Consider the following 14,713-nt stretch of genomic DNA (forward strand, 5'->3'; position numbering starts at 1 on the left):
GCGGACCGATGGTGAGGCTATTCGGCAGGCGAAGACATGAACAGATGTCTGTTAGTCAAGATCGCGCAACTCTCGGACAAAAGAAAGCGGCCCCGGATCACCGGAGCCGCTTTCCCTGGTGCGTGCGCTAGAGGGTCAACGTCCAGGTGTTGATGTAGCCGGTGTCGGCGCTGTAGACGTCGCGCACCCGCAACTGCCAGTTCCCGTTCGCCGCCTCACCAGAGAGGTTCACGGTATACGTCGCGTTGACGTTGTCGGCGCTGTCCGACGCGCTGCTGTTCTTCAGCCGGAACGCCGTGCCGTCCGGAGCCACCAGGTCGATGACCAGATCGCCGCGGTACGTGTGGACGATGTTGACGGCCACGGTCGACGAGCTTGACGGAGCCCGCCCGCAACCGGAGATGGCGATCGTGCTGGACACGTTGGTGTTGTTGTCAGGGATCGCCACGTCGGTGCCGTTGGTCCCGGAGCAGCCGCCACCCGGGCCACCCGTCACCGTGAGCGAGTAGGTCGCGGACCGCGCACCGGCCGCTCCCGTCCCGGTGACCGTGACGGCGTAGGTGCCGGACGGCGTCGACGTCGAGGTGGAGATGGTCAGCGTCGCCGAGCCACCCGACGTGACGGAGGTCGGGCTGAAGCTCGCCGTCGCGCCGGACGGCAGGCCGCTCGCGGAGAACGCGACGGACTGCGCCGTGCCGGAGGTGGTGGCGGTGTTGACCGTCGTGGTGGCCGCGCTGCCCGCCGCCACCGAACCGGAGGCGGGTGACACCGAGACGCTGAAGTCGTTGGCCGGCGGCGTGCCGTCGTTGACCACGAAGAGCAGCCGGTTCGGGGTCCCGGTGCCGGGGTTGGTCACGACGTTGGGCGTGGAGTTGTTGACCAGGTAGTCGCGTACCTGCTGGTTGCTCCAGCCGGGGTTGGCCGAGAGCACGAGCGCGGCCGCTCCGGCGACGTGCGGGGTCGCCATCGACGTACCGCTGATGGTGTTGGTGGCGGTGTCGCCCGTCGACCAGGACGAGGTGATGTTGACGCCCGGGGCGAGGATGTCGACGCAGGTGCCAAAGTTCGAGAACGAGGCCGCGGCGTCGTTGTTCTGCGTGGCGCCGACGGTGATGGCGTTGGGCACCCGGGCCGGCGAGTAGTTGCAGGCGTTCTGCCGCTGGCCGAAGATGTTGCCGTTGCCCGCCGCGATCGCGAACGTGACGCCCGAGTTGATCGCGCTGTTCACGGCATTGTCGATGGCCGTGTTGGCACCGCCGCCGAGGCTCATGTTGGCCACCGCGGGCTTGATCGCGTTGGCGGTCACCCAGTCGATGCCGCCGACGACCTGCGCGTTGGTGCCGCTGCCCTGACAGTTGAGCACCCGCACCGCGACGAGCTGCACACCCTTGGCCACGCCGTACGCGCCGCCGCCGACCGTGCCGGCCACGTGCGTGCCGTGCCCGTTGCAGTCGTCGGCCGCGCCGCCGTCCACGGCGTCGAACCCGCTGGTCGCCCGCCCACCGAAGTCCTGGTGGGTGGTGCGGATCCCGGTGTCCACGATGTACGCGTGCACGTTGGCCGCCGTGTTCGGGTACGTGTAGGACTGGTTCAGCGGCAGGTTCCGCTGGTCGATCCGGTCCAGCCCCCAGGACGGCGGGTTGGTCTGCGTGCCGAACGCGTGCACCGTGTGGTTCTGCTCGACGTACGCGACGTTCGGGTTGGCCGCGATCTTCTTGGCCTGTGTCGCGCTCGCCTTGAGCTCGAAGCCGCGTAGCGCCGTGCGGTACGTGCGGACCACGCTGCCACCATGCTTGCCGGCGAGCGACGCCGCGTTGCCGTCGACCGAGGCCCGGGCGACAGCGGTGTCCTTGAACACGACGATGTAGCTGTCGGCCACGGCGGTGTCGCCGCCCACGTGCAGGATCGTTCCGCTCGGCTCGGCGGCGGCCGCCGGCGAGCTGAACGCGAACGCGGTCAGGGCACCAACCCCGACCAGGATGAACTTGCGCGGGAGTCTCATCTCCCTCCTCCCCTCCGATCGGCGGACCGGCCGTCCCGCTCGTGGCGGGATATCGGCGTTCACCGATCGATGGTGAGGTTATGCGGGTTGGGGAGAAGTAGACAGATGTCGAATTTTGCTGGCCCCTACGGGGTGCTTCTGCGGGTCGGCCCCGGGTGCGGCCCGGATGTGCGTGGTCGCTCTCTTTGCGACGCTTCCTGGCATGGGGACCGAACTGGCACTGACCGCCGCCATCGCGGCCGTCGCGCTCGCCGCGGCCGGACTCGTCGACCTGCTGCCGCGGGCCACCACTGCCGCCGTCCTGCGCCGCCGGGCCGCCCGGCTCCAGCTGCTGGTCGGCGCGCTGCTCGCGGTGCTGACCGGCATCGGGCTGGCCGGGCTGGCGGGCTACGGCGACCTGGTGCCGGCGGTCGTGCCGTTCGTGGTGCCCGCGCTGGCCGTCGCCTTCGTCTCGATGCGCCGGATCGGCCGGGTACGCCGCGGCGCCGCCGCGTTCGCGACGGCGCCGCACACTCCCACCCCGCCCGGCCTGCGCGCCACGGCGGCACACCCGCTGCTCGCCCTGCCGATCCAGATCACCGCGCTGGCGGGAGTCGCGGCCGTGTTGGCCGCGGCCGGCCTGGTGGCGTTGACGGTGCCGGCCGTGCTCGGCGCGGTGTTGACCGCAGCCGGCCTGGTCGTCGCCGGCATCGGCGTCCGGGACGCGTTGCGGCACAGCCGCCTCGCCGAAGGCGCGGTGGCGCGGCCGGAACGCCTAGCGCGGCCGGTTGGCGTCCTGTAGGTAGAGCAGCTCGAGGATGGACCGGGCGGCCTCGAACCAGCGGTCCAGCCAGCCGGCGGTCGGGATGCTGCCCTTCGGCGGCAGTTCCAGGAGCAGGCCCCGCAGCAACGGGTGGTCGGCGATGAGCGCCTCCTGCTCGGTGTTCCACTGCGGCGGGTAGACGGCCTCGAGGGCGGGCAGCCCCGGCCGGTCCGCGGCGGCGTCGCCCCGGTTGAGGTCCGCCGGGAGCCCTTGGCGCACCACCCGCTCGGGCTCGCGGTCCGCCGGCGCCTCGATCGTCAGGGCGGCCTCGCGGCGGGTCTTGCGATACGGCCCGGTGAACCGCTCCTGCGCCGCCGAACCGTTTCCGAGGTTGTCGGGCATGGTCATTCTTCTGTCGCCTGCCTGCTCGTTCGGATTAACCCGCTCGGCGGGTTGACCTGGCATTTACCGTGTCTTCTGGTACAACGACCCGGCGCGGCGACGGCGACGGCCCTTCTACGAAAGCAGGCGCCCTCCGTGGCTGGAGGGCGCCTGGTTTTTCGGGGCTCGGGGCACTTACAGGTCGAACTCGCCGTCCTTGGCACCGCCGACGAACGCGTCCCACTCGTCGATGGTGAACAGCAGGGCCGGTCCGGTCGGGTTCTTCGAGTCGCGGACCGCGACCGCATCCGGTACGAACGCGACCTCGACGCAGTTGTCGCAGTTGGGCCCGCTACGGGTGCTCTTCTGCCAGACCGCGCCGGTCAGATCGACATGAAACCCCTTGGTCTCGCCTTCCACAGTGGCTCCTTAGCTAGCTTCGCGATGTAGGCGACCGACTCCTCGGGGCGGAGTGCGGCCGCACGGATGTGGTCGAAGATGAAGACGTACTTTCGCAACTCGTCGCTCTTCTCGATGAAGAGGCCCCCGGTGGCGTTCTCCGCGTAGACCACTTCGGGGTCACTCGGTTCGGGGAACTCCAGAATGGCGAACGTGCCGTCCATACCGGCATGAGCACCTGCCTCGAAGGGCAGGATCTGCAAGGTCACATTCGGGGACTCTGCCGCCTTCACAAGCCTTTCCAGTTGGGCCCGCATGACGGCATCACCGCCTACAGGCCGGCTCACCACAGCTTCATCTAGAACGAACCACAGGTCGATGGGGTCGTCCTCTTTCAATAACGACTGACGCGCGCGACGGACACTCACTCTTCTGTCTACGTCGTCCGTGGTGAAGTCCGGCCGCGCGGCGCGGATCATGGCTTTCGCATAGTCCTCGGTCTGCAGCAGACCGGGCACCACCTGGTGCTCGTACGCGCGGATCGAATGGGCGGCCGCTTCCAGTCCTACATAGGCGCCGGCCAGCACCGCTCCGTACGGGTGCCACCAACCTTTCTGTCTCGCCTCACGGGCGATCTGCACCAGTTCCTCGCACTCCGGGCCGGTGATGCCGTAGATGGCGAGCATGTCCCGGACGTCGCGCGGGGTCGCCGAGGTGTGGCCGGTCTCGATGCGCGAGATCTTCGACGCGGAGCATTCGAGCCGCTCAGCGACGCCGTCGATGGTGACGCCGGCCCCCTCTCGGCGGCGGCGTAGCTCGGCGCCTAGTCGCCGACGGCGGATGGTCGGGCTCCGGCGCTCGGTCACCGGGTCACCTCCGGACGGGTGCGGGAAACATTAGCGTCCGCACCCGCCGCGGGAACGGACCAAATCGGACGAACGCGGCGAGCTACGCTAAATGCGACGGTCGCTGAGTGATACGGCCTCAGTCTGACGCGCTAATCGGTTGGACATCAAGGACCATTGCGGCCGCAAGAGGCCACGAAAGCACTACCAAAGTGCAACTTGCATTGATCATGTTGTTGGTGCACTCTCTACGTATGCCACGGGTCACTCAGCGTTTCTGAAAGATCAGTTCTCCCCGACGGCCTTTCTTGAGTCCTCCCCGATTCTGAGTTACCTCGATCAACGGCTTCGGAACAGGAGTTGATGTGCTTCCTCGCTCCGGTGACGTGCTGCACGTGACGCGCGCGGCGAGCGTCCAGTTCATCGACCCGCTACTCTTCCGCGTCATCCGCGTGCACGACTGGCCGACCTACGACGGCTGGGTCTGGCTCGACGGCTACGAGCTCAACGCGGCAGGCGACGCGGTCGAGCGGCGCTCGATCTTCGTGCAGGTCAGCGGCCTCCGGCAGTTGCGCTCGCCGAACGACCTACGCCACGCGCCACGGCGCGTCGGTGCGCCCGCGATGCCGGTCGCGGCGCGCGCGGGCTGACCGTTCCGCGTTCCCGTGATGCTCGGGCCTTCGCGGCTCTAGACTCGACATACCCACCGAAAAGTTCTTCCCGGGCGTGACCAGGACCCCTATTCCTGGGGGTCACCCATGGTCAAGCCACCGGCGCGACCGCTGATCCGCTCTGCCGCAGTGCTTCTCGCGGCCGCCGCGTTCCTCGTCGGCGGCGTCGCGTTGCCGGGCGTCGCCCTACCCGGCGTCGCGCTGGCCGCACGCGGCGCGGCGTTCGCCGAGCCGGCCGGGCTGCCGGGCGTGCCCGGGATCGCGTCCGTCGTCGTGCCCGACGTGGCGGGGTTGCCGCAGTCTCCTGGCTGGCCGCTGTCTCCTGGCTGGCCGCTGTCTCCTGGCTGGCCGCTGTCCGAGGGTGCGCTGCCCGGCATCGTCCTGCCGACCCCGGTGTGGCAACACCTCGACCCGCTGCGCCAGCCGGCTGTTCCCGGGATCGGTGGTGTCGCTCAGCCCGGTGACCCGGACGGATGGTTCGACCGCCCGGACCCGGACGACCCTGGTCCCGGTGACGAACCGCCCGACGATCCGGCACCCGACGAAGAGGAGCCAGACGTCCGGCCGCCCGCCGTGCCGCAGGTGCCCGCCCCGGTGGAGCCGATGCGACCGACGGTCGCTCCGCTGCCGCTGCCCAGCGCCGCGCCGCCTCGACCGGCACCCGCCAGCCCCGCGTCGCCGCGGCCGACGCGGACGGTCACTCCGTCACCGGCCGACACGCGGGGCCTGGACGAGCTCTTCCCGGACCGCCCGTCGACCGACACGCCCGAGGCCGGCGCGCCGCACGGATCGACAGCCGACCCGGAGCCGGTCGGCTACGGCCGTCCACTGATCTACTCGGGCATCGCCGGCATGCTCATCTCGGCGATCGGCATCGGTGTGGTGCTGAACCGCCGGCGCGGTTGGTGACGGCTCTGGGGCGTGTCTTGTGGATCAGGGTGGTGCGCCGGCGAGGTCCAGGCGGCGTCCGGGCGTGCGCGGAGGTGGGTCGGATACCGGTGTTGTATCCGGCCCGGCTCCGCGTGCGGTCGGTCGTCGTCTGGGCCCGCCGGGGTGCCGGCATGATCCACAAGACACGCCCTATGGGCCGGGCGGGATGCTCGGCGACGCGGTCGGGGTGGGTGTCGGCGTGGCGGTCGGAGTGGGTGCCCCCGACGAGACCTCGAGGGTGACCGTGGTGCCCGGTCGCACCTGCGTGCCGGGCCCGGGATCCGAGTCGAGCACCGTCCCGGCCGGCTGGTCGGACTCCACGTAGGTGATGCGCGCGCCCAGCCCGACCCCGGAGAGCCGCTGCACGGCCTCGTCCTGGCTCAGCCCCTGCAGGATCGGCACCTCGACGGGCGCCGGCGTGGTGGCGGTCGGCGACGGCGAGCTGGTCGTGGGTGCGGCGCTCGTCGGTGCGGGCGTGGTCGCGACCGGCGTAGTAGGGCTCGGCTCCGGTTTGGGGCCGCCGTCGCCGCGCAGGATCAGCCAGAGGCCGAACGCGAGCACGCCGAGCAGGACCAGCGCGATGATGCCGATCAGGATCGGCATCCACCACCGACGCCCGTCGGGCGGCCCGGGCTGCCAGTGGTCCGGCGGACCGTCGTCCGGCGGCTCACCCGGGCCACCGGGCTGCGGGATGCCGGCACGCCCGGCCCAGGCCCGATCCGCCGGCGGCGTGGCGTTGCGCGGCGCGTTCTGCTGGATCCGCGTGGTCCGGTCGTCGTCCCCCGCCCGACCGGCCGCCGAGATCTGCGTCGTCCGGTCGTCGTCGCGCGGCCGCTCGATCCGGGCCGTGCGGTCCGGATCCTCCGGCAGCCGCTGGGTCGCCGCGGATTGTTCGTTCGCCGACTCATTCGCATCCGACCCGATTCGCGTGGCGTCGGGCTCGTCCGGCGGCGACACCCGCTGCGTCGCGTCGGGCTCGCTCGGGGGCGTCACCCGTTGTGTTCGCTCAGCGTCGTCCGGGTCGTCGTCCTCGTCGCGGATCGGGTCGAACGGCGCCGTATGGTCGAGCGGCTGGTCGGGGTTGTCCGAGCCTGAGGCGCCCCGCGTACGCGGGTCTTCGGGCTGGTCGGCCATCCTCGATCCCTTCGCTGCCTGGAAGATCCGGAACCGACCCTAGCCTGCCCGGGTGGATCACGCTCCGGGCGCGAGGCTCGCCCGCATCGCGGGCGAACGCTACGCTGCCCGGCATGGCCGTACGAGGCTGGGGAGGATCGATCGCCGCGGCGATCGGCATTGCTGCCTGCGCCGGTGCCGCGCAGCTCGGTCTCGGCTACGGCCTGGGCATCATCACCTGGCTGCCGGCGTCCGACCGGGTGGGCGAGGCGGCCTGGGCCGCCAGCCTGTCGTGGGCCGCGTGGATCGCCGCGACCTCGACGGTCGCGGGCGCGATCGGCGCGCAACGGCTCACCGACGCGGCCGACACCGACAGTGACCCACCCGGCGCCACGTTCCTCGGCCGCGTCTCACTCGTCGTCGCCGCCGCGGTCGGCGCGCTCGTCACCGTCGCCCTGGTGGCGGTGCCCGCCCGGGCCGCGGTCAGGGCCGACACGTTCTCGCCGCAGACCATCGCCGCCGGCTACGCGGTGATCGGTGTGCTGCTCGGCCTCGTCTTCGCGACGTGGGCCCTGTCGTCGCGCGCGGCGGCAAGCAACGTCATCGCGACGGTCGGCTGGCTCTGGTTGCTCGCCGTGGTCTCGGTGACCGAGGGGGTGGTCTCGGGCGGCGACCAGTCGCCCGCCCAACTCGGCGTCTGGCAGATCACCAGCGGCAGTGACGCCTTCTGGTTCCGTGACTACCTCTACTGGCCGGGCGCGGCGCTCGCGCTCGGTGCGGCGTTCGTGATCGGCGCACTGGTCGCCCGCGGCCCGGCCCGCGACCCGCTGCACCGCGTCGGTGCCGCGGTGTCCGGCATCGCGGGTCCGCTCGTGGTGGCTTCCGCCTATTTCTTGGCCGCGCCGCGGCTGTCCGGCATCCGCGCCGAACAGGTCTCGGCGCACCTGCTGGCCCCGTACGCGGTGCTGGCGGGCCTGGCCGGCTCGGTGCTGGTCACCACCCTGGCGCAACGCGCCGACCGGTCCCTGGTGACGGTGCCGACCCAGCGCGCGCAGGCCGGCGAGCCCAGCCGCGACCGGGTCGACCCCGGCCCGGCGACCGACGACGGTGCGGAGGCCGTGCGTACCCCCGTCGCCACTCCATTGTGGCCGGCGGGCACCGCACCCGGCGAAACCCCGCCGTCACCACCGAAGCCGGAACGCAAGCGCCGCTTCGGCCGCCGCGGCAACGGCGACGGCGACGCCTAGTCGATCGGCCAGGTGTGCACGGGATCGTTGGTGCGCGCTAGCTCCGCGTAACGATCGAGCATATGGTGCAGCGCCGTCGTGCGGTCCAGGCCGCGCTTGCGCTCCGCCGCGCGGACCATCGCCGTCTGCCAGGCCGCGCCGTTCTGGCCGGTGCGGCAGCGTTCGGCGATGATGCCCAGCAACTGGTCGCGGAACCGCGGTGCGACACCGAAGCGGTCCAGCCCCGCCGCCGCCCTAGGCAGCAACACCTCGGGCACGAGGTCCGCGATCCGCACCTCGCCGTGCCGGGGCCAGTAGACCCGGGCGTCGAGGCCACGGCGGGCGGCGGCGTGGAAGTTCTCCTCGGCCTTGGTGAACGGCAGCTGGCTCCAGATCGGACGGTCGGCCTCGGCCAGGTCGCGCACGAGTCCGAAGTAGAACGCCGCGTTCGCCAGCATGTCGATGACTGTGGGCCCGGCCGGCAGGACCCGGTTCTCCACGCGCAGGTGCGGCCGGCCATTGTGGATGTCGTAGACCGGCCGGTTCCAGCGGTAGATGGTGCCGTTGTGCAGGCGGAGCTCGCCGAGATGGGGCACGCCGCCGCTGTGCAGGACCTCGACCGGGTCCTCGTCGTCGGTGATCGGCAGCAGCGGCGGGAAGTAGCGGACGTTCTCCTCGAACAGGTCGAAGATCGAGGTGATCCAGCGCTCGCCGAACCACACGCGTGGCCGTACCCCCTGTGATTTCAGCTCGTCGGGTCGCGTGTCGGTGGCCTGCTCGAACAGCGCGATCCGGGTCTCGGCCCAGAGCTGTTTCCCGTACAGGTAAGGCGAATTGGCCCCGATGCCGACCTGGATGCCCGCGATCGACTGGGCCGCGTTCCAGTAGTCGGCGAACGTGTCGGGTGAGACCTGCAGGTGGAACTGCACGCTGGTGCACGCCGACTCGGGCGCGATCGAGTCGGTGAAGGTCTGCAACCGTTCCACACCACGGATGTCGAGCCCGATGTCCTCACCGCGGGCCGCGACGATCTGCTCGTTGAGCGCCCAGTAGCGCTCGTTGCTGGAGAGGTTGGCGAGAACCAGGTGGCGCGGGGTGAGGGTGGGCAGGATGCCGATCAGCACGATCGTCGCGTCGGCCTTGTTGGCCCGGTCTTCCGCGCGACCGAGGCTGGCCTGGATGTCGTGCTGGTAGTCGGCGAACCCGTCGCCCTCGATCAGCCGCGGCCGCGCGTTCAGCTCGAGGTTGAACAGCCCGAGCTCGGTCTGGAACGTCGGATCCGCGAGGTTGGCCAGGATTTCCGCGTTGCGCATTGCTGGCTCGGCGTCTTTGTCGACCAGGTTGAGCTCGATCTCCAGACCCGTCGTCGGCCGCTCGGCGTCGAACTCGAAGTCGTCGAGCATAAGCGCGAAGACATCGAGACATCGCCGGACTTTCTGCCGATAGCGGACGCGGTCCTCACGGGAGAAAAAAACCGGCGACACATCCTTGCCCATGTGTGCCCTCCCCGGCGCACGGCCCCGTATGAGTGGCGAGTGGACCCTTCACGGTAGGAGGGCCGAGGCCGCTCGGCCAGAGTCAAACCAGATACTTATCACCCTTTGTAAGCGGATCAAAGCGTTCAGTCCACCATACGTCAAGGCCCCGGCAGCGAGTGATCGCTGCCGGGGCCTTGAAAAGAGGCGGTCGTCACGCCTGGCGAACGGCCTCGCCCTCGAGCTCGATGCGGACCTTCTTGCCCACCAGGACGCCACCGGTCTCCAGGTTGACGTTCCAGGTCAGGCCGAACTCCTCGCGGTCGATCTCGGTGCTGGCCGAGAAGCCGAAGATGTCCATGCCGTACGGGTTGCGGCCGGCGCCCTCGAACTCGACCTTGAGCTCGACCTTGCGGGTCACGCCGCGGATGGTCAGCTCACCGGGGAGGACGAACTCCGTGCCGTTGACCTTCGTCACGCCACCGAGGCTCTGGAACTCGATGGTCGGAAACTCCTCGGTCTTGAGGAAGTCGGGGCTGCGGAGGTGTGCGTCACGGTCAGCGACACCAGTGGTGATGCTGGCGGTCTTGATCGTCGCGGAGACGCTGGACTCCGTCGGGTCCTCGGCGACCGTGATGGTCGCGGCGGCCTCGTCGAAGTGACCGCGAACCTTGGCCACCATCATGTGGCGAGCGACGAAACCGACCAACTTGTGCGCGGGGTCGAGTTCGTACGTGCCGGGGGCCGGGATGGTCACGCCGTTCCAGACGCGGGTGTTGTTGGTAGCGGTGTCGCTCACGGGAGGGGCTCCTTCAAGAGAGTCAGCGGTTTGCCTGATCAGTTGATGAAGCAACTATATCGCCGGCAATATTCCGCATGTCAAGGACTGCTATGCTGGGCCTCGTGAGTGAGTTGTTCGACGACCCCCGGATCACCGCGATCGGGCTGCTCGCCGAGGCCTTCAGCGGGCTCTCGGCGCGCTTTGACGCGCAACTGGCGGGGCACAAGCTGTCCGGGGTCGAGTTCGAGGTGCTGATGCGCCTGGCTCGCTCATCGGGACACGAGTTGCGCATGACCGACCTCGCCGCCCAGACCTCGCTCTCCACCAGCGGCGTCACCCGCGTGGTCGACCGCATGGAGCGCGAAGGCCTGCTTCGTCGTCGAGCCTGCCCTACCGACCGCCGCAGTTCCTATGCCGGTGTGACGAGTGCCGGTATGACCCGCCTCACCGAGACGCTGCCGGGCCACCTCGAGCTCATCGAGCAGTGGTTCACCGGCCAGTTGGAGCCCGCCGAACTCGACGCGTTCCTCGACTACGTGCGGCGGATCCGGGACGCGGTCAACCCGTGCGCGACAGCCGGAGCCGACCGCGATCGCGAGTCCGAGGCGCCTGCCGCCTGAGGTTGGTTTGGTCACCGGCAGAAAGACCGGCAGAACCGTTCACGCCCTATCGCCAAAAGCCGCATTTGGTACGCAGAGCGCTTGACCCCCGATACGGTACTCACGAACAACGATCCACGGGGGCCGAAGCTCTAAGCGCTGCGGGGGCGCGACGCGGATGTTCCGAAGGTCCGTCGGGGGGCGGGCCGATCCGCGTCGAGCGGGGGTGGAAGGCAGCCGGTGCTGACCGATTGGGAGGGCGGTCAGCGCCGGCTGCCTTCATGTTCGGCCTGGGCCCGCTCGGCGGGCAGCAACGTGATCCCGCCCTCTTTGCAGACCGCCTCGAGCCGGGTGACCACCGCGGCCCGACTGGCCGTGTCGTCCGTCACCGACGCCAGCCCGACCAGCGCCTCGGCCACGTCCCGCAGGTCCCGCCCGCCGGCGAACGACTGCACCGCGACGCCGTACCACTCGGCCGCCAGCACCCGGTCGCCCCGCTTGGCCGCCAGCGTCGCCTCGATCATCGCGCTGGGCCCCTGGACGTCGTTGACCGGCGCGTCACCGATGCCCGGATCCGCGTTCGCCGCGGCCGCCCGCAGCTGCGCCAGCACCGCGAAAGCGTCGTCGGCCCGGTCGGCCAGCGCGAGCGAGAGCCCGATGGTGCCCAGCACCCGGGCGCGATGGCCGGGGTCGCCGAGCCGCTCCAGCGCCACGATCGCCCTGCGGCCCATCTTCACGGCGTCTTCGTAGCGGCCGTCGAGCCGGTTGACCTCGGCCACGTTGGCCAGCGCCAGCGCGCGCAGCCGGTCGTCGCCGCACTGGGCGGCCAGGCGGTCGACCGCGGCCATCCGCCGCCGGGCCGCGCCCAGCTCGCCGGCCCGGATCTCGTGCCACGCCAGGTTGCTCTGGGCGACCGCCATGTCCCGGGTGCGTCCGGTGCGCGTGGCCAGCGTCAACGCCGCCGCACCGTGCCGGCGGGCCTCGTCGTATCCGCCCGTCGACATCCACAACCCGGACAGCTGGTTGCGGGCCGCCAGCTCGCCGGAGACGTCGCCCTGCTCGCGGAAGGTCGCTAGGGCGGCCTCCGCGGCCGGCAACTCGGTCGGCCCGGCGCTGTGCTCGGCGGCGAGCTGGGCGACGCCGAGCTGGGCCCAGGCGCGCAGGACGGCGTCGGCATTGGCGGTACGCGGATCGTCGAGCAGCCGGCGCAGCCACTGCCGCCCCGCCGCGTCCCGGCCCCGGAACCGCCACCAGCGCGGCAGGTTAGCAGCCAGCAGCAGTGCGGTATGCGGGTCGTCGATCGCCGAATGGGCCAGCGCACCCCACAGGTCGCTGGTCAGCTCGTCGAGCCGGGCCACCGCGCCGGGCAGGCTGCCGCCGGCGAGCTCGGGCGCCACCCGGGCCGCGAACCGGGCCATCACCAACGCGTGCCGGCGCCGGATCGCGGCCAGCTCGCCCTCGGCCGCGGCCTGCTCCTCGGCATAGTCGCGGACGACGTCGAGCAGGCGGAACCGCATCGAGCCGGCGCCCCGCATGCCGAGCAGGCCGAGCGCGACGAGCCGGTCGAGCAGCGGCACCGGGTCACCGTCGAGGGGACCGCCGGGCGCGTCCGGGTCGGCCAGCATGGCCTCGCCGAGCTCGACCGACCAGCGGTTCCGGAAGGGCGACAACCGGCGTACCGCCACCTGCTCCTCGGGTTCGAGCAACCGGTAACTGGCCGCGACCGCATCGCGCAGACTCACGGCGACCGCCTGGTACGCACCGCTTTCCGGCCCGGCGAGATCGAGCAGCCGATGCCCGTAGCGGTCGAGGATCTGGTTCATGTCGAGTACGCGGCCGCGGGCGGCGGCGAGCTCGATGGCCAGCGGCAGCCCGCCGAGCCGGCGCACCAGCCGGACCAACGCGCCGACCTCACCGGGCTCGAGCGGGTCCCGGCGCACGCGGCGCAGCCGCTCGAGGAACAGCGCGACCGCGGGGAATCGGGACACTGTGGACAGATCCAGGCCCAGGTCGTCGGTCGGCGGCACCTCCAGGGGCACGACCGGCCAGACCCGCTCGCCGGGCAAGCCGATCGGATGCCGACCGGTGGCCAGGATGCGAAGTGACGGCGCCACGCTGGCCAACCGGTGCAACGCCTCGGCGACCGCGCCCGGCGCCCGCTCGACGGCGTCGACCAACAGCAGGCTGGGCGCACCGGCCAGCCGGCCGGCCAGCTCGTCGGCCCGCGCCACACCCAGCACGGTAGCGGCGGCGGTCAGCACGTCGCTCTCGGTCGAGCCCTCGGTGATCAGAATGCCCGCGACGCCACCCGGGTGGCGTTCCTTGACGCGTTCGATCACGGCCAGCGCGACGCTGGTCTTGCCGACCCCGGCGAGCCCGACCAGGGTGACCAGCCCATCGCCCCGCAAGAGGGTCAACGCCACCTCGGCCACATCGAGGTCACGCCCGACCAACTGCCCGGGCGGCGGCAACCCGCGCCCACGAGCGGCCGAGATCGACGTCGCGGACGCGAGCGAGGTCATCGCCGGCACTGGTTCTTCGGCGGCGGGCCCAGCCGGCGCCCCGCGCGCGACAGCGAGGAACTCGGCACGTGCGGCGCCGACCAGGTTGAGCGCGGTGGCCAGCAGGTCGACGGTGGTGCGCTGAGGCCGGGACGCCCGACCGCGCTCGAGATCGCGCACGGTCCGGACACCAACACCGGCCCGCGACGCGAGCTCATTCTGGGTGAGACCGGCCTCCTGACGGCGGGCTTTGAGCAGGGCGTCGAAACCCTGCTCAGCGCCGTGATCCGCGGTCATGGCCAGGAAGATTACGCAGCGCGGGCCCAAACGGGGAGCACAACGTCGCGTCACTGACCGGTTAACGCCCGATTCCCGACAGAGAAAGACTGATTGTCATGCGGAAATCGTTATCCAGCCCGCAAAACCCCAGCCCACCACGCGGTTTCATGTCAGATATATGCCCGCCCCCGAACCGCCGAAGACCCACCACCAGGCCGCGCGCTTCGGCAAGGTGGCACAAACCGCGAAGGTGCGACCACCGCGCAACAAGCCCGAGCCCGCTGGCCCGAAGACGGCGAACGAACCGGCAAGCCCCTTGCCCCTTGGCTTAGTGGTCCGCGGGAACCGCGAGGGTGCGGCCACCGCGCGACGAGCACGAGCCAGGGACGGCGAACGAGCCGACAAGCCCTTAGACCACGTCTCATTTGGGGTTGTTTCTGGTCAGTAGGTTGAGGCGGACGGCTCGGCGGTAGCAGATCAAGGCGCAGGCCAGGGAGAGGAATCCGGTGTAGTGGGAAGCCTTGCGCTCGTAGCGGCGGGCCAGGCGACGGAACCGGCTGACCCATTCCAGGCAGCGTTCGATGACGTAGCGGTGCCGGCCGAGGTGAGTGGCCGATTCGATGCCTTTACGCGCGATCCGGGCGATCATGCCGCGCCGCCGGACTGCCTCGCGGCAGGACCGGTAGTCGTAACCCTTGTCGCCGTGGAGCTTGCCGGGCCACCGGCGGGGCCGTCCGAGCGGCTGCCGGACCGCACGCAGGCTGTCGAG

General features: G+C 70.8%; 14 protein-coding genes. 5 read left to right on the plus strand and 9 right to left on the minus strand.

Annotated features, from left to right (window positions below):
• Positions 1–127: 127 nt before the first annotated feature.
• Complete coding sequence (locus tag CHC05_RS39120; protein ID WP_089255714.1) at positions 128–2,002, minus strand: S8 family peptidase; 1,875 nt, start codon at positions 2,000–2,002, stop codon at positions 128–130.
• A 202-nt stretch (positions 2,003–2,204) separates the two neighbouring features.
• On the opposite strand from CHC05_RS39120, the gene CHC05_RS39125 reads away from it, so the two are divergent.
• Positions 2,205–2,783: a hypothetical protein gene (locus CHC05_RS39125; RefSeq protein ID WP_089255715.1), complete on the plus strand. Its 579-nt coding sequence runs from the start codon at positions 2,205–2,207 to the stop codon at positions 2,781–2,783.
• On the opposite strand, the gene CHC05_RS39130 is transcribed toward CHC05_RS39125, so the two are convergent.
• The 3 genes from CHC05_RS39130 to CHC05_RS39140 form a co-directional block, all read right to left on the minus strand.
• Positions 2,757–3,146, minus strand: a complete 390-nt coding sequence (locus CHC05_RS39130; RefSeq protein WP_425426918.1) for a hypothetical protein — start codon at positions 3,144–3,146, stop codon at positions 2,757–2,759. The genes CHC05_RS39125 and CHC05_RS39130 overlap by 27 nt on opposite strands.
• A 174-nt stretch (positions 3,147–3,320) precedes the next feature.
• Positions 3,321–3,545 carry a DUF397 domain-containing protein gene (locus CHC05_RS39135; protein ID WP_089255717.1) on the minus strand — a complete coding sequence of 75 codons (225 nt, stop codon included), beginning with the start codon at positions 3,543–3,545 and terminating at the stop codon, positions 3,321–3,323.
• Complete coding sequence (locus CHC05_RS39140) at positions 3,509–4,390, minus strand: helix-turn-helix domain-containing protein (RefSeq protein WP_089255718.1); 882 nt, start codon at positions 4,388–4,390, stop codon at positions 3,509–3,511. The genes CHC05_RS39135 and CHC05_RS39140 overlap by 37 nt, the downstream gene beginning before the upstream one ends.
• Before the next feature lie 344 nt (positions 4,391–4,734).
• Between CHC05_RS39140 and CHC05_RS39145 the strand changes: the two genes are divergently transcribed.
• Complete coding sequence (locus tag CHC05_RS39145) at positions 4,735–5,019, plus strand: hypothetical protein (protein WP_089255719.1); 285 nt, start codon at positions 4,735–4,737, stop codon at positions 5,017–5,019.
• A 108-nt stretch (positions 5,020–5,127) separates the two neighbouring features.
• A complete protein-coding gene (locus CHC05_RS39150) occupies positions 5,128–5,949 on the plus strand; it encodes a hypothetical protein (protein ID WP_144022982.1) in 822 nt (273 codons plus the stop codon).
• A 171-nt stretch (positions 5,950–6,120) separates the two neighbouring features.
• Here the strand turns inward: CHC05_RS39150 and CHC05_RS39155 are convergent, their stop codons facing one another.
• Positions 6,121–7,104: a PASTA domain-containing protein gene (locus CHC05_RS39155; RefSeq protein WP_089255721.1), complete on the minus strand. Its 984-nt coding sequence runs from the start codon at positions 7,102–7,104 to the stop codon at positions 6,121–6,123.
• A gap of 113 nt (positions 7,105–7,217) precedes the next feature.
• Here CHC05_RS39155 and CHC05_RS39160 point away from each other — a divergent pair, with 113 nt between their 5' ends.
• Positions 7,218–8,330 (plus strand): hypothetical protein, encoded by a 1,113-nt coding sequence (locus CHC05_RS39160; RefSeq protein WP_089255722.1) that lies wholly within the window; start codon positions 7,218–7,220, stop codon positions 8,328–8,330.
• Here CHC05_RS39160 and CHC05_RS39165 read toward each other — a convergent pair.
• Positions 8,327–9,805, minus strand: coding sequence for a glutamate-cysteine ligase family protein (locus CHC05_RS39165; RefSeq protein WP_089255723.1), 1,479 nt, complete (start codon positions 9,803–9,805; stop codon positions 8,327–8,329). The genes CHC05_RS39160 and CHC05_RS39165 overlap by 4 nt on opposite strands.
• A gap of 193 nt (positions 9,806–9,998) precedes the next feature.
• Complete coding sequence (locus CHC05_RS39170; protein WP_089255724.1) at positions 9,999–10,583, minus strand: YceI family protein; 585 nt, start codon at positions 10,581–10,583, stop codon at positions 9,999–10,001.
• A gap of 92 nt (positions 10,584–10,675) precedes the next feature.
• On the opposite strand from CHC05_RS39170, the gene CHC05_RS39175 reads away from it, so the two are divergent.
• Complete coding sequence (locus CHC05_RS39175; RefSeq protein WP_089255725.1) at positions 10,676–11,185, plus strand: MarR family winged helix-turn-helix transcriptional regulator; 510 nt, start codon at positions 10,676–10,678, stop codon at positions 11,183–11,185.
• Positions 11,186–11,427: 242 nt separating this feature from the next.
• On the opposite strand, the gene CHC05_RS39180 is transcribed toward CHC05_RS39175, so the two are convergent.
• Complete coding sequence (locus CHC05_RS39180) at positions 11,428–13,962, minus strand: ATP-binding protein (RefSeq protein ID WP_089255726.1); 2,535 nt, start codon at positions 13,960–13,962, stop codon at positions 11,428–11,430.
• Between the two features lie 403 nt (positions 13,963–14,365).
• On the minus strand, positions 14,366–14,713 hold a 348-nt coding region (locus tag CHC05_RS39185), incomplete at its 5' end, for a transposase (RefSeq protein WP_144022772.1).

It is taken from the genome of Asanoa hainanensis (assembly GCF_900188485.1).
Taxonomy (GTDB): Bacteria; Actinomycetota; Actinomycetes; order Mycobacteriales; family Micromonosporaceae; genus Asanoa; species Asanoa hainanensis.

Excerpts from the sequence above, each read along its gene's own strand:
- CHC05_RS39155 (WP_089255721.1), bottom strand. The coding sequence starts at position 7,104 with ATGGCCGACCAGCCCGAAGACCCGCGTACGCGGGGCGCCTCAGGCTCG.
- CHC05_RS39160 (WP_089255722.1), top strand. The coding sequence starts at position 7,218 with ATGGCCGTACGAGGCTGGGGAGGATCGATCGCCGCGGCGATCGGCATT.
- CHC05_RS39175 (WP_089255725.1), top strand. The coding sequence starts at position 10,676 with ATGCTGGGCCTCGTGAGTGAGTTGTTCGACGACCCCCGGATCACCGCG.
- CHC05_RS39150 (WP_144022982.1), top strand. The coding sequence starts at position 5,128 with ATGGTCAAGCCACCGGCGCGACCGCTGATCCGCTCTGCCGCAGTGCTT.
- CHC05_RS39180 (WP_089255726.1), bottom strand. The coding sequence starts at position 13,962 with ATGACCGCGGATCACGGCGCTGAGCAGGGTTTCGACGCCCTGCTCAAA.
- CHC05_RS39120 (WP_089255714.1), bottom strand. The coding sequence starts at position 2,002 with ATGAGACTCCCGCGCAAGTTCATCCTGGTCGGGGTTGGTGCCCTGACC.
- CHC05_RS39130 (WP_425426918.1), bottom strand. The coding sequence starts at position 3,146 with ATGCCCGACAACCTCGGAAACGGTTCGGCGGCGCAGGAGCGGTTCACC.
- CHC05_RS39125 (WP_089255715.1), top strand. The coding sequence starts at position 2,205 with ATGGGGACCGAACTGGCACTGACCGCCGCCATCGCGGCCGTCGCGCTC.
- CHC05_RS39165 (WP_089255723.1), bottom strand. The coding sequence starts at position 9,805 with ATGGGCAAGGATGTGTCGCCGGTTTTTTTCTCCCGTGAGGACCGCGTC.